General features: G+C 73.1%; 11 protein-coding genes. 8 read left to right on the forward strand and 3 right to left on the reverse strand.

Annotated features, from left to right (window positions below; genetic code table 11):
- Positions 1 to 9: 9 nt before the first annotated feature.
- Entirely contained in the window at positions 10 to 1,254 is a 1,245-nt protein-coding gene (locus tag AC1DWH_RS02835; RefSeq protein WP_477092389.1) for a thiolase family protein, read from the forward strand.
- Positions 1,251 to 3,365 carry a 3-hydroxyacyl-CoA dehydrogenase NAD-binding domain-containing protein gene (locus AC1DWH_RS02840; RefSeq protein ID WP_477092390.1) on the forward strand — a complete coding sequence of 705 codons (2,115 nt, stop codon included), beginning with the start codon at positions 1,251 to 1,253 and terminating at the stop codon, positions 3,363 to 3,365. Before AC1DWH_RS02835 ends, AC1DWH_RS02840 begins: the two co-directional genes overlap by 4 nt.
- 3 nt (positions 3,366 to 3,368) lie before the next feature.
- Here the strand turns inward: AC1DWH_RS02840 and pflA are convergent, their stop codons facing one another.
- The 3 genes from pflA to dxs form a co-directional block, all read right to left on the reverse strand.
- The gene (gene pflA, locus AC1DWH_RS02845; RefSeq protein WP_477092391.1) at positions 3,369 to 4,232 is read right to left on the reverse strand and encodes a pyruvate formate-lyase-activating protein; all 864 of its coding nucleotides are present in this window, start codon (positions 4,230 to 4,232) and stop codon (positions 3,369 to 3,371) included.
- Positions 4,233 to 4,240: 8 nt separating this feature from the next.
- The gene (gene pflB / locus AC1DWH_RS02850; RefSeq protein ID WP_477092392.1) at positions 4,241 to 6,514 is read right to left on the reverse strand and encodes a formate C-acetyltransferase; all 2,274 of its coding nucleotides are present in this window, start codon (positions 6,512 to 6,514) and stop codon (positions 4,241 to 4,243) included.
- Between the two features lie 82 nt (positions 6,515 to 6,596).
- A complete protein-coding gene (gene dxs, locus AC1DWH_RS02855; protein ID WP_477092393.1) occupies positions 6,597 to 8,480 on the reverse strand; it encodes a 1-deoxy-D-xylulose-5-phosphate synthase in 1,884 nt (627 codons plus the stop codon).
- 179 nt (positions 8,481 to 8,659) lie between these two features.
- On the opposite strand from dxs, the gene AC1DWH_RS02860 reads away from it, so the two are divergent.
- The 6 genes from AC1DWH_RS02860 to AC1DWH_RS02885 are packed head-to-tail and all read left to right on the forward strand — an operon-like array spanning position 8,660 to position 13,463.
- The gene (locus AC1DWH_RS02860; RefSeq protein ID WP_477092394.1) at positions 8,660 to 10,114 is read left to right on the forward strand and encodes a GuaB1 family IMP dehydrogenase-related protein; all 1,455 of its coding nucleotides are present in this window, start codon (positions 8,660 to 8,662) and stop codon (positions 10,112 to 10,114) included.
- A 5-nt stretch (positions 10,115 to 10,119) separates the two neighbouring features.
- Complete coding sequence (locus tag AC1DWH_RS02865; protein ID WP_456843930.1) at positions 10,120 to 10,812, forward strand: type 1 glutamine amidotransferase; 693 nt, start codon at positions 10,120 to 10,122, stop codon at positions 10,810 to 10,812.
- Positions 10,809 to 11,495, forward strand: coding sequence for an NUDIX hydrolase (locus AC1DWH_RS02870; RefSeq protein WP_477092395.1), 687 nt, complete (start codon positions 10,809 to 10,811; stop codon positions 11,493 to 11,495). The genes AC1DWH_RS02865 and AC1DWH_RS02870 overlap by 4 nt, the downstream gene beginning before the upstream one ends.
- Before the next feature lies 1 nt (position 11,496).
- Entirely contained in the window at positions 11,497 to 12,369 is an 873-nt protein-coding gene (locus AC1DWH_RS02875; protein WP_477092396.1) for an aminoglycoside phosphotransferase family protein, read from the forward strand.
- Positions 12,370 to 12,409: 40 nt separating this feature from the next.
- On the forward strand, positions 12,410 to 13,021 hold the full coding sequence (locus tag AC1DWH_RS02880; protein WP_477092397.1) for an isochorismatase family protein: 612 nt from the start codon (positions 12,410 to 12,412) through the stop codon (positions 13,019 to 13,021).
- 4 nt (positions 13,022 to 13,025) lie between these two features.
- A complete protein-coding gene (locus AC1DWH_RS02885; protein WP_477092398.1) occupies positions 13,026 to 13,463 on the forward strand; it encodes a DUF1801 domain-containing protein in 438 nt (145 codons plus the stop codon).
- Positions 13,464 to 13,481: the final 18 nt, after the last annotated feature.

Below are 13,481 nucleotides of genomic sequence, written 5' to 3' on the forward strand. Positions count from 1 at the left end.
GGAGGATCGATGCCCACCGCATCAGCCCGTCCCGCGTCGCTCGTCCGCCGCGTCGTCTTCGTCGACGGGGTCCGCACCCCGTTCGGCCGCGCGCGCAAGGACGGGTTGTACGCCCACACCCGTGCCGACGACCTGTCGGTCAAGACCGTCCGCGAGCTCCTGCGCCGCCACCCCGAGCTGCCGCCCGAGCGCATCGACGAGGTCGCCATCGCCGCGACCACGCAGCAGGGCGACCAGGGCCTGACGCTCGGCCGCACCGTCGGCGTGCTGGCGGGCCTGCCCCGCTCCGTCCCCGGGTACGCGATCGACCGCATGTGCGCCGGCGCGATGACCGCCGTCACCAACACGGCCGCCGCGATCGGCGTCGGTGCGCAGGACATCGCGCTCGCCGGCGGCGTCGAGCACATGGGCCACCACCCGATGGGCTTCGACGCGGACCCGAACCCGCGCTTCCTTTCCGAGCGCCTGGTCGCCAACGACGCCCTCAACATGGGCGTCACCGCCGAGAACCTGCACGACAAGTTCCCGGCCCTGACCCGCGAGCGGTCCGACGCGTACGGCGTCGCCAGCCAGGACAAGTACGCCGCCGCGCTGGCCGCCGGCAAGATCGAGCCCGACCTCGTCCCCGTCGCGCTGCGCGACCCCGAGAACGGCTGGGGACTGGCCACCGCCGACGAGCCCCCGCGCCCCGGCACCACCGTCGAGGCGATCCAGAAGCTGTCGACGCCGTTCCGCGCGGGCGGTCGCGTCACCGCCGGCACCGCAGCCCCGCTCACCGACGGCGCCGCCTCGTGCCTGCTCGCCGCCGAGGACACGGCCGCCGAGCTGGGCCTGCCCACCCGGATGCGCATGGTCTCGTTCGCGTACGCCGGCGTGGAGCCCGAGATCATGGGCATCGGCCCGGTCCCGGCTACGGTAAAGGCCCTCGACCGCGCCGGCCTGTCGATCGAGGACATCGGCCTGTTCGAGATCAACGAGGCGTTCGCCGTCCAGGTGCTCGCCTTCCTCGACGCCTTCGGCATCGCCGACGACGACCCGCGCGTCAACCAGTACGGCGGCGCGATCGCCGTGGGCCACCCGCTGGCCTCGTCGGGCGTGCGCCTGATGACGCAGCTGGCCCGACAGTTCGAGGAGAACCCGGACGTCCGCTACGGCCTGACCACCATGTGCGTGGGACTGGGCCAGGGCGGGACCGTCATCTGGGAGAACCCGCACCACGCCGACTACGAGCCCTTCGAGGGGGACGCCAAGTGAGCACGACCACGGACCTGCGCCCCGAGCGCGTCAGCCACGCGATCGCCCGCGACGTCACCCTGCCCGGAGGCGCCGGCACGCTGGCGCTCGTCACCATCGACAACGGCCTGGACCACACGAAGCCGACCACGTTCGGCGCCCAGGGCATCGCCGAGCTCGCCGCGACGCTCACCGCCGTGCAGGCGCGTGTCGCGGCCGGCGAGATCGTCGCCGTCGCCGTCACCGGCAAGCCGTACTACCTGGCCGCCGGCGCCGACCTGACGCAGATCGGCACCATCCCGGGGCGCGAGACCGCGCTCGGGCTCGGGCAGGGCGGTCACGCGGCCTACGAGCTGCTGCACACCATGGGCGTCCCGACGTTCGCGTTCGTCAACGGCGTCGCCCTCGGTGGCGGCCTCGAGCTGGCGCTGAACTGCGACTACCGCACCGTCGCGTCCGACGTCCGCGCGCTCGCCCTCCCCGAGACCGGCCTCGGCCTGGTCCCCGGCTGGGGCGGCGCGTACATCGTGCCGCGGCTCGTCGGGGTCGAGAAGGCTCTCGACGTCATCCTCACGCGCCCGGCGGCCAACAAGCCGTTCGCCGCCAAGGAGGCCGCGCAGATCGGCCTCATGGACGTCGTGCTCGACCCGGCCGACTTCCTCGAGGAGTCGATCCGCTGGGCCGCCCGCGTGGTGACCGGCGAGGTCGTCGTCGAGCGCCGCGAGCTCGACTCCGCCGAGGTCTGGGACGGCGTCGTCGCCGCCGCGCGCCAGCGGCTCGACGCGGTGATCAACCGCTCGCGCCCGGCGCCGTACCGCGCGCTCGACCTGGTCGCGGAGGCCCGCACGGCGACCCGCGCCGAGGCGTTCGAGGCGGAGGACGAGGCGCTCGCCGACCTGATCATGAGCGACGAGATGCGCGCGTCCGTCTACGCGTTCGGGCTGGTCTCCGGCGGCAAGAAGCCGGTCGGCGCGCCCGACCGCGGCCTCGCGCAGCCGGTCACGCGCGTCGGCATCGTCGGCGCGGGGCTCATGGCCGCGCAGATCGCGATGCTGTTCGCGCAGCGCCTCGGCGTGCCGGTGGTCATGCGGGACCTCGACCAGGAGCGCGTCGACAAGGGCCTGGCCGCGGTCCGGTCCTCGGTCGAGCGCCTCACGTCGACGGGCCGGATGAGCGAGTCCGCCGCCTCCCGGCTGATCGGGTCGATCCACGGCACGACGGACCTGGCCGAGTTCGCGTCGTGCGACCTCGTCATCGAGGCCGTCACCGAGATCCTCGACCTCAAGAAGAAGGTCTTCGCCGAGCTGGAGACGGTCATCGCCCCGACGGCGATCCTGGCGACGAACACGTCGGCGCTGAGCGTGAGCGCCATGGCCGCCGACCTGCAGCACCCCGAGCGCGTCGTCGGTCTGCACTTCTTCAACCCCGTGGCCGCGATGCCGCTGGTCGAGGTCGTGCAGGCCGAGCGCACGTCGCTCGAGGCGCTGGCCACCGGGTTCGCCGTCGCCGCCAAGCTGCGCAAGACGGCCGTCCTGGTGGCGGACCGCCCGGGCTTCGTCGTCAACCGGCTGCTCGTCCTGCTGCTCGGCGTGATCGTCGACGCCGTCGAGAAGGGCACGCCGGTCGAGGTCGCGGACCGCGCGCTGCGGCCCCTCGGCCTGCCGATGCCGCCGTTCGAGCTGTTCGACCTGGTCGGACCCGCCGTGGGCCTGCACGTGCTCACGTCGCTGCGCGAGGAGCTGGGCGACCGGTTCCCGCGCTCCCCCGGCCTGGAGAAGCTGGTCGCCGACGGCACCACCGTCGTCCTGCCGGCGAAGGCCAAGGGTCTGCCCAAGCCGGTCGACCCCGCCATCCAGGCCGTGTTCGACGCCTCGGGTACCGGCGGCACCCCGCTCGACGAGGCCGGCGTGCTCGACAGCGTCCTGTCGGCCCTGACCGTCGAGGTCGGGCACATGCTCGAGGAGGGCGTCGTCGCCACCCCGCAGCAGATCGACCTCTGCATGATCCTCGGCGCCGGCTGGGGCTTCCACCTCGGTGGGCTCACGCCGTACCTGGACCGCACGGGCTACTCCGAGCGCGTGCTCGGTCGGCGCATCCTGCCGGACGGCGTCGCGAACGTGCCCGCCGTCTAGGGGTCAGTAGACGCTCAGCCCTCGGTCCCGGAACGTCGCGCGCACGCGCTCGACGAGCTCCGGGGTCGGGGGCTGGGTCGTCTCCAGCTCGTACCGCATCCCGAGCTCCTCCCACTTGTCCCGACCCATCTGGTGGAAGGGCAGCACCTCGACGCGGTCGACCACGTCGCGGATCGCCTCGACGTGACCCGCGACCGCCTCGACGTTCTCGGGCGCGTCGGTCAGGCCCGGGACCAGCACGAAGCGGACCCAGATCCGGACGCCACGGTCCCGCAGTCGGGCGGCGAAGTCGAGCGTGGGCTGCAGCGCACGACCGGTCACCTGCCGGTAGGTCTCGGGCAGGCCGGACTTGATGTCGAGCAGCACCAGGTCGACGTCGTCGAGCATCTCGTCCGTGCAGTGCGCGCCCAGGAACCCGGACGTGTCCAGCGCGGTCGGCACGCCCATGGCCCGGGCGCCGCGGAGCAGGCGCGCCACGAAGGCGGGCTGCATCAGGGGCTCGCCGCCCGAGATCGTCAGGCCGCCGCCCGTCGCCGCGAACACCCCGCGGTAGCGCTTCACGCGGGCGAGGATCTCGTCGGCCGTCACGTCCGTCCCACGCCGCATCTGCATGGTGTCGGGGTTGTGGCAGTACAGGCAGCGCAGCGGGCAGCCGGCCAGGAACACCGTGAGCCGGGTGCCGGGACCGTCGACCGCCGTCACCAGCTCCCACGAGTGCACGGACCCGAGCTCGCCGGACCGCAGCGCCTTCACGCGTGCCGCGTGGTCGAGCTCGACCGTGGAGAGCCCCTCGGTGCCGCGCCGGGACCTGGGCATGCCCAGGTGCACGGCCGGCAGCGGCGCCGGCTCGTGCACCTGGGTGGTCATCGTCGCACTCACACGGAGCCGTGGAAGGTGCGCGACAGCACGTCGAGCTGCTGCTCGCGCGTGAGCCGCACGAAGTTGACCGCGTACCCGGACACCCGGATGGTCAGCTGCGGGTACAGCTCGGGGTGCTCCATGGCGTCCTCGAGCGTCTCGCGGTTCAGCACGTTGATGTTCAGGTGGTAGCCCGAGGACATCATGTACGCGTCGAGGAGGCCGACCAGGTTGGTCACCTGCTCGTCGCGGGTGCGGCCGAGGCCCGTCGGGACGACGGACGACGTGAGCGAGATCCCGTCCATCGCGTCGGCGTACGGCAGCTTCGCCACGGAGAGCGCGGAGGCCAGCATGCCGTGCGCGTCGCGCCCGTTCATCGGGTTGGCGCCGGGCGCGAACGGCTGACCGGCGCGCCGACCGTCGGGCGTCGAGCCCGTCGACTTCCCGTAGACCACGTTGGACGTGATCGTCAGCACGGACTGCGTGTGCACGGCGTCGCGGTAGGTGGGCGTCTGGCGCAGCTTGGTCATGAACGTCTGCACCAGCCACACGGCGATGTCGTCGGCGCGGTCGTCGTCGTTGCCGTAGGCCGGGTAGTCGCCGTCCACCACGTAGTCGGTGACGAGCCCGTCGACGGTCCGCACGGGGTGGACCTGCGCGTAGCGGATGGCCGAGAGCGAGTCGGCGACCACGGAGAGGCCGGCGATCCCGCAGGCCATGGTCCGCAGCACCTCGCGGTCGTGCAGGGCCATCTCGAGGCGCTCGTACGCGTACTTGTCGTGCATGAAGTGCACGCAGTTGAGCGCGTCGACGTACGTCTCGGCCAGCCAGTCCAGCGTGCCGTCCAGCTTGGCGACGACGTCGTCGTAGTCGAGCACGTCGCCGACCACGGCGGCGGCCGGAGGGGCCACCTGCTTGCCGGTCAGCTCGTCGCGCCCGCCGTTGATGGCGTAGAGCAGCGCCTTGGCCAGGTTGACCCGCGCGCCGAAGAACTGCATCTGCTTGCCCACCCGCATCGGCGAGACGCAGCAGGCGATCGCGGCGTCGTCGCCCCACGACTCACGGATGAGGTCGTCGGACTCGTACTGCAGCGCGGAGGTGTCGACGGAGACCTGCGTGCAGAAGCGCTTGAACCCGACCGGCAGGCGGTCGCTCCAGAACACGGTCAGGTTCGGCTCGGGAGCCGGGCCCAGGTTGTAGAGCGTCTGCAGGTACCGGAACGAGGTCCGGGTGACCAGCGGGCGGCCGTCCTGGCCCATCCCGCCGATGGCCTCGGTGACCCACGTCGGGTCGCCGGAGAACAGCTCGTCGTACTCGGGCGTGCGCAGGAACCGCACGATGCGCAGCTTGATGACCATGTCGTCGATCAGCTCCTGCGCACCCTCCTCCGTCAGGCACCCGGCGGCGATGTCCCGCTGCAGGTAGACGTCGAGGAAGGTCGAGGTCCGGCCCAGCGACATCGCCGCGCCGTTCTGCTCCTTCACCGCGCCCAGGTAGGCGAAGTAGAGCCACTGCACGGCCTCGCGCGCCGTCACCGCAGGACCCGAGATGTCGTAGCCGTAGGACGCGGCCATGACCTTGAGCTCCTGCAGTGCGCGGATCTGCTCGGCGTTCTCCTCGCGGTCCCGGATGATGCCCTCGGACGAGCGCCCGCGGTCCAGGTCGGCGCGGTCCTCGCGCTTGGCGGCGATGAGCGCGTCGACGCCGTACAGCGGGACGCGACGGTAGTCGCCGATGATCCGGCCGCGGCCGTACGCGTCCGGCAGGCCCGTGATGAGGTGCGCGGAACGTGCCGCGCGCACGGCCGGCGGGTAGACGTCGAACACGCCGTCGTTGTGGGTCTTGCGGTACTTGGTGAAGATCTCGCCGACGATCGGGTCGGGCGCGACCCCGTAGGTCTCCAGCGCCTTCTCGACCATCCGGTAGCCGCCGTTGGGCATGATCGCGCGCTTGAGCGGCGCGTCGGTCTGCAGGCCCACGATCAGCTCGTGGTGGCGGTCGATGTAGCCCGGCTCGTGCGAGGTGATCGACGAGGGCGTGTGCGGGTCGATGTCGTAGACGCCGCGCGCGCGCTCCGCCGGGAACATCGCGGTCAGCCGCGCCCAGAGGGCCGTCGTGCGGTCCGTCGGGCCGGCGAGGAACTCCGCGTCACCGGTGTACGGCGTGTAGTTGCGCTGGATGAAGTCCCGCACGTCGATCCGGTCCGTCCACGGTCCGGTGGCGAAGCCGTACCAGGCCGGGTTCGAGGATGACTCGTGGCGCTGGTTCGCGGACAGTGTGCTGGTGGACATCTCGTGCTCCTCCGACGTAGTCGATGTCTCCACGCTACGAAGTCCCGGGGCCAGAAGCACGGGACCTAAGGCCTCGCCGTGGTCAGGTCGTTCGTCCTAGGGCGGCAAGCGTGTCGCGCGCGATGTCCGCCGGGTGCAGCCTCAGCTCGGTCACCAGCTGCTCACGGGTCGCGTGGTCCAGGAACGCCCGCGGGATGCCGAACGCCTCCACCGGGGTCCCGATGCCGGCCTCGCGGGACCGCTGTGCGAGGTGCGAGCCGAGGCCCCCGTCGATGACGCCGTCCTCGATGGTGACCACGTGGTCGTGGTCGCCGACGAGCTTGGTGAGCGCCCCCGAGACCGGCATGACCCAGCGCGGGTCGACGACCGTCACCCGCAGGCCGTGCGCGGCGAGCAGCTCGGCGGTCTCGAGCGCGGTCGGTGCCATGGCGCCGTACCCGATGACCAGCACGTGCGGCGCGTCGACGGGGCCGTCGTGCCGGGCGAGCACGTCGATGCCGTCCAGGTGGTCGATGGCCGGCACGGGGTCGACCAGCGCCCCCTTGGGGTAGCGCACGACCGTGGGGGCGTCGTCGACGTCGACCGCGGTGCGCAGGGCGTCGCGCAGCGTCTCCTCGTCGCGCGGGGCCGCGAGCCGCAGGCCGGGCACCACGCCGAGCATGGCCATGTCCCACATGCCGTTGTGGCTCGCGCCGTCGGAGCCGGTCAGCCCCGCGCGGTCGAGCACGAACGTGACGCCGGCCTTGTGCAGCGCGACGTCCATGAGCACCTGGTCGAAGGCGCGGTTGAGGAACGTCGCGTAGACGGCGACGACGGGGTGCAGGCCGCCGAACGCCATGCCGGCCGCCGACGTCGCGGCGTGCTGCTCGGCGATGCCGACGTCGAACACGCGCTCGGGGAACTCGGCGGCGAACGGCGCGAGCCCGACCGGCTGGAGCATCGCCGCCGTGATGGCGACGACGTCGGGGCGTCGGCGCCCGATGCGCAGCAGCTCGTCGGCGAACACGCTGGTCCACTCGAACCGCGACGGCGCCACGGGCAGACCGGTCTCGGGGTGGATCTTGCCGACCGCGTGGAACCGGTCCGCGACGTCCTGCTCGGCCGGGACGTACCCGCGGCCCTTCTCGGTGATGACGTGCACGATCACGGGACCGCCGAACGCCTTCGCGTTGCGCAGCGCCCGCTCGACCGCCTGCACGTCGTGCCCGTCGACGGGGCCGACGTACTTGATGCCGAGGTCCTCGAACATGCCCTGCGGGACCAGCACGTCCTTGAGGCCCTGCTTCATGGCGTGCAGCGCGTCGTACGTCATCCGTCCCGGCGGTCCCGACTTCCGCAGCGTCCGCTTGCCCCACGACAGCACGTTCTCGTAGCCGCGCGTGGTGCGGAGGGTGTCGAGGTGGTGGGCGAGCCCGCCGATGGTCGGCGCGTAGGAGCGGCCGTTGTCGTTGACGACGACGACGAGCCGGCGGTCCTGGCCGGCGGCGATGTTGTTCAGCGCCTCCCAGGCCATGCCGCCCGTCAGAGCGCCGTCGCCGATCACCGCGACGACGTGCCGGTCCGCACGGCCCTGCAGCTGGTTCGCCTTCGCGATCCCGTCGGCCCAGCTCAGGGCCGTCGACGCGTGCGAGTTCTCGACGACGTCGTGCTCCGACTCGGCGCGGCTGGGGTAGCCCGAGAGGCCGCCCTTGCTGCGCAGCCGGGAGAAGTCGCGGCGGCCCGTGAGCAGCTTGTGCACGTAGGCCTGGTGGCCGGTGTCGAACACCATGGTGTCCAGCGGCGACTCGAAGACCCGGTGCATCGCGATCGTGAGCTCGACGACGCCGAGGTTCGGACCGAGGTGCCCACCGGTGCGCGAGACCTGGTCGACCAGGAACGCGCGGATCTCGGCGGCGAGGTCGTCGGCCTGGCGCGAGGTGAGCCGGCGCACGTCGTCCGGGGAGCTGATGTGGTCGAGCTGACCCATGGTGGTGCCACCTCCTCCGGTGTGCGGCGACGATGCCGCACGGTGCGGACGCCGAAAGCTGTGCCCACACTGTAGGCCGACCCAGCCTCCGGCATCCTCTCGTGCAGGTCAGGCCCGTGTGGAGGCCCCGTGAAGAGCCGCCCCCGAGCGACTACCATGGACCGGAAAGGGGAACACCCATGCGCTTCCTGCCTGGCCACGCGGCCACCTCAGACCTCACCTACGGAGACGTATTCCTCGTCCCGTCGCGTTCCGAGGTCGCCTCCCGCTTCGACGTCGACCTCACGGCCGTCGACGGGACCGGCACCACCGTCCCGATCGTCGTCGCCAACATGACCGCCGTCGCCGGCCGTCGGATGGCCGAGACGGTCGCCCGTCGCGGCGGCATCACCGTCCTCCCGCAGGACGTGCCCACCGACGTCGTGGCCGAGGTGGTCTCGTCCGTCAAGGCGCGCCACACCGTGATCGAGAGCGCCGTCGTCGTCAGCCCGCACGACACCGTGCACACCGCGCTGACGCTCATCGGCAAGCGCGCGCACGGCGCCGCCGTCGTGGTCGAGGACGGCAAGCCGGTCGGCGTGGTCACCGAGGCCGACTGCGGCGGCGTGGACCGCTTCACCCAGGTCTCCGAGGTGATGAGCGCCCAGCCCAGCACCGTCGACCTGTCCGTGGTCGAGCAGGGCGGCCTGCGTGGCCTCGAGGCGGCGTTCGAGCAGCTGCACGCCTCGCGCCGCAAGTTCTCCCCCGTCGTGCGCGACGGCGAGCTGGTCGGCGTGCTCACGCAGGTCGGCGCGCTGCGCTCGTCGATCTACCAGCCGGCCGTCGACGCGGACGGGCGCCTGCGCGTCGCGGCGGCCGTCGGGATCAACGGCGACGTCAAGCAGAAGGCCCTCGAGCTGCTCGAGGCCGGGGTCGACGTGCTCGTCGTGGACACGGCGCACGGCCACCAGCGCAAGATGCTCGACGCGCTCGGCGCGGTCCGCTCGCTCGACCCGCAGGTGCCGGTCGTGGCGGGCAACGTCGTCACCGCCGAGGGCACGCGCGACCTCATCGCCGCCGGCGCGGACATCGTCAAGGTCGGCGTCGGCCCCGGCGCCATGTGCACCACGCGCATGATGACCGCGGTGGGCCGCCCGCAGTTCTCCGCCGTGCTCGAGTGCGCGGCCGAGGCCCGCCGCCTGGGCAAGCACGTGTGGGCCGACGGCGGCGTGCGGCACCCGCGCGACGTCGCCCTCGCGCTGGCCGCCGGCGCGTCGCAGGTCATGGTCGGCTCGTGGTTCGCGGGGACGCACGAGTCCCCCGGCGACCTGCACGAGGACGGCAACGGCCGGCTCTACAAGGAGTCGTTCGGCATGGCGTCGGCGCGTGCCGTGGCCGCCCGCACCCGCGGCGGCTCGGCGTTCGACCGGGCGCGCAAGGGGCTGTACGAGGAGGGCATCTCGTCCTCACGGATGTTCCTGGACCCCCGCCGGCCCGGCGTCGAGGACCTCATCGACACCATCACAGCGGGCGTCCGCTCGGCGGCGACGTACGTCGGCGCGACGTCGATCGACGAGCTCCACGAGCGCGCGGTCGTCGGCATCCAGTCGGCCGCGGGCTATGAGGAGGGGCGTCCGCTGCCCGACGGGTGGTGAGCGCGATGCGTCCCGTCCTCGTGGTCACGCACGCGCCGCACGAGGGCCCGGGCCTCATCGCCCGCGGCCTCGACGCGCCGATTCGGGTCCGCACGGTGATCGACCTCGACGACGCGCGGCTCCCGTCGCTCGACGAGATCTCGGGCGTCGTCGTCATGGGCGGCCCGATGGACGCCGACGACGTGCCTGGTCACCCGGGGCTGGCTGCCGAGCGCGCGCTGCTCGCGGCCGCGGTCGACGCCGACGTCCCGGTGCTCGGCGTGTGCCTCGGCATGCAGCTGCTCGCGCTCGCGCTGGGCGCCCGGCTGCACCTGCGCGCCGCCACCGAGATCGGCTTCGCGCCCGTCGACATCGACGTGGAGGACCCGGTGCTCGGCGCGCTGGGCACCCGGCCGACCGTGCTGCACTGGCACTCCGACGCCGTCGACCTCCCCCCGGGCGCGACGCTCCTGGCCTCGACGGAGGCGACACCCGTGCAGGCGTTCCGCGCCGGCAGCGCGCTCGGACTGCAGTTCCACCCCGAGCTCGACGCCGGGATGCTCGACCTCTGGCTCTCGACGCCGGACATGGTCGCCGAGCTCGGCGAGGACGAGATCGAGGAGATCCGGGCCGCCGGGGCCCGTCACCTGCCGGGGCTGGTCCCTGCCGCCGAGAAGATGTTCGCCGGCTTCGGGGAGCTCGTCCGGGCCCGCGGATGACCGACCCGACCCCGGAGCAGCCTGGGGCGCGCGCCGAGCTGGTCGACCTGTGCACGCGCGGGATCGACTGGCGGATGGACCCGGCGCGCGTGCTCGAGGACCCCTCGACGGCCCGACCGGCCGCGGTGCTGGTGCTCTTCGGCGTGCTGGACGCGCTGCCCGCGCGCGCCGACACCCCCGCGGTGGCCGGCGACCTCGACGTGCTGCTCCAGCGCCGCTCGGGCACGCTCGGCCACCACGCCGGGCAGATCGCGTTCCCCGGCGGACGCCTGGAGCCGGACGACGCCGGGCCGCGCGAGGCCGCCCTGCGGGAGGCGGTCGAGGAGGTCGGGCTGGACCCGTCCGGCGTCGACGTCCTCGGCACCCTCCCGCCGCTGCCCGTCCCGGTGAGCAACCACCTGGTCACCCCCGTGCCGGCCTGGTGGACGAGGCCGTCGGTGGTCGCCGCGGTCGATCATGCCGAGACGGTCGACGTGTTCCGCGTCCCCGTCGCGGACCTGCTCGACCCCGCCCACCGCGCGAGCGTCGAGCACACCCGCTGGGGCCGCGTGGTCCGGACGCCGGCGTTCACCGTCGACGGCCTGCTGGTCTGGGGGTTCACCGGGATCGTGCTGGCGCGCATGTTCGACGCGCTCGGCTGGTCCGTGCCGTACGACGTGCACCGCATCGTCTCGGCCCGCTGAGGTGGTCCATCCCGTCCCCGAGATCGAGGTCACGGAGCAGCTGGCCCGCGCCCTCCTGGCCGAGCAGCACCCCGACCTGGCCGACCTGCCCCTGACCTGGGCCGGCACCGGCTGGGACAACGCCCTGTGGCGGCTGGGCGACCACCTGGCCGCCCGGTTCCCCGTCCGCGAGATCGCCGCTCCCCTGGTCGCCCACGAGCAGCGCTGGCTGCCGGTCCTGGCGCCGCGCCTCCCGGTCGACGTGCCCGTCCCCGTCCGCGTCGGGCTGCCGTCGGCCACCTACCCGTGGTCGTGGAGCGTCGTGCCGTGGTTCGAGGCCGTGGCCGCGCACCGCACCCCCGTGCCCGGTCGCACGCCGTGGGCGACGCACCTGGCCGACGTGTTCGTCGCGCTGCACCGTCCCGCGCCCGACGACGCGCCGGTCAACCCGTTCCGCGGCGTCCCGATCGCGCCCCGCGAGCCCGCGCTGCGCGAACGGCTCGACGCCCTCGCCCTGCCCGACGGTGACCGGATCCTCGAGACCTGGCGTTCGCTGGCAGCCACGCCCGACTGGGACGGGCCGGCCCTCTGGCTGCACGGCGACCCCCACCCGGCGAACCTGCTGGTCCACGACGGCCACCTGCGGGCGGTCATCGACTTCGGGGACGTGACCTCCGGCGACCCGGCGTCCGACCTGTCGACCGCGTGGCTGACGTTCGACGCCGAGGGACGGGCGGCCTTCCGGGACCGGCTCGCGTACGACGACGCGACGTGGCGCCGCGCACGGGCCTGGGCGCTGCACATGGCGGCCATGCTGCAGATGCACCCGGTCGACCACCCGACCCTCGCGGAGATCGGCCGGCACGGGATCGCGCAGGCCCTCGCCGACGGGTGAGTCGGCCTAGGCTCGCACCGAGGGAACGGAGCCGGTCGTCATGAGCACCGCGTTGATCGTCGTGGACGTGCAGAACGACTTCTGCGAGGGCGGCTCGCTGGCCGTCACGGGTGGGGCCCAGGTCGCCGCCGACATCTCCGGGTACCTGAGGGCGAACGCAGACGACTACGAGCTCGTCGTCGCCACCCGCGACTGGCACGCTCCGCTGCCCGACACCAACGACGGGCACTTCGCGGCCGACGGCGTCGAGCCCGACTACGTCCACACCTGGCCCGTGCACTGCGTCGCGCACACCCGCGGCGCCGAGTACCACCCGGACCTCCGGCTGCCGGCCGAGAGCCTGGTCGAGGTGGTCAAGGGCGAGTCCCGCCAGGACTACTCGGGGTTCGAGGGGCGCATCCTCGGCGCCGGGCAGGACACCGCGGACCTGGCGACGACCCTGCGCCGGCACGGGGTCGACAGCGTCGACGTCGTCGGCCTGGCCACCGACTACTGCGTCCGCGCGACGGCGCTCGAGGCCCGGGACGCGGGATTCGGCGTGCGCGTCCTGACCGACCTCGTCGCCGGTGTGGCACCTGACTCCTCGGCCGCCGCCCTCGACGAGCTCGCCACCGCCGGGATCGCCGTGGTGCCGGCCCAGCCCGAGGACTGAGGCCGTGGCGGACACCCCGAACAAGACGACGGCCACCGACGCCGACGTCGCCGCGTTCATCGCGGCGGTGGACCACCCGGTGCGACGGCGGGACGCGGAGCGCCTGGTGGCCCTCATGACCCGCGTGACGGGGCAGCCGCCGCGGATGTGGGGCCCGAGCATCATCGGCTTCGGCACGTACCACTACCGCTACCCGTCGGGCCGCGAGGGCGACATGGCCGCGGCGGGGTTCTCGCCACGCAGGGGTGCGACGTCGATCTACCTCCCCGACGGCGTCGACGCGCACGCCGACCTGCTGGCGGCCCTCGGGCCGCACACCCTCGGCAGAGGCTGCCTCTACGTCAAGGACCTGGACACGGTCGACCTGGCCGTCATCGAGGAGGTCGTGCGCCGCTCGTACGCCACGGTCACGGCAGGCGGGTTCGGCACCCGGCTCTCCTGACGGCCGCGGCGTCGCACC

This window comes from Cellulomonas sp. P2_F12, assembly GCF_056403775.1.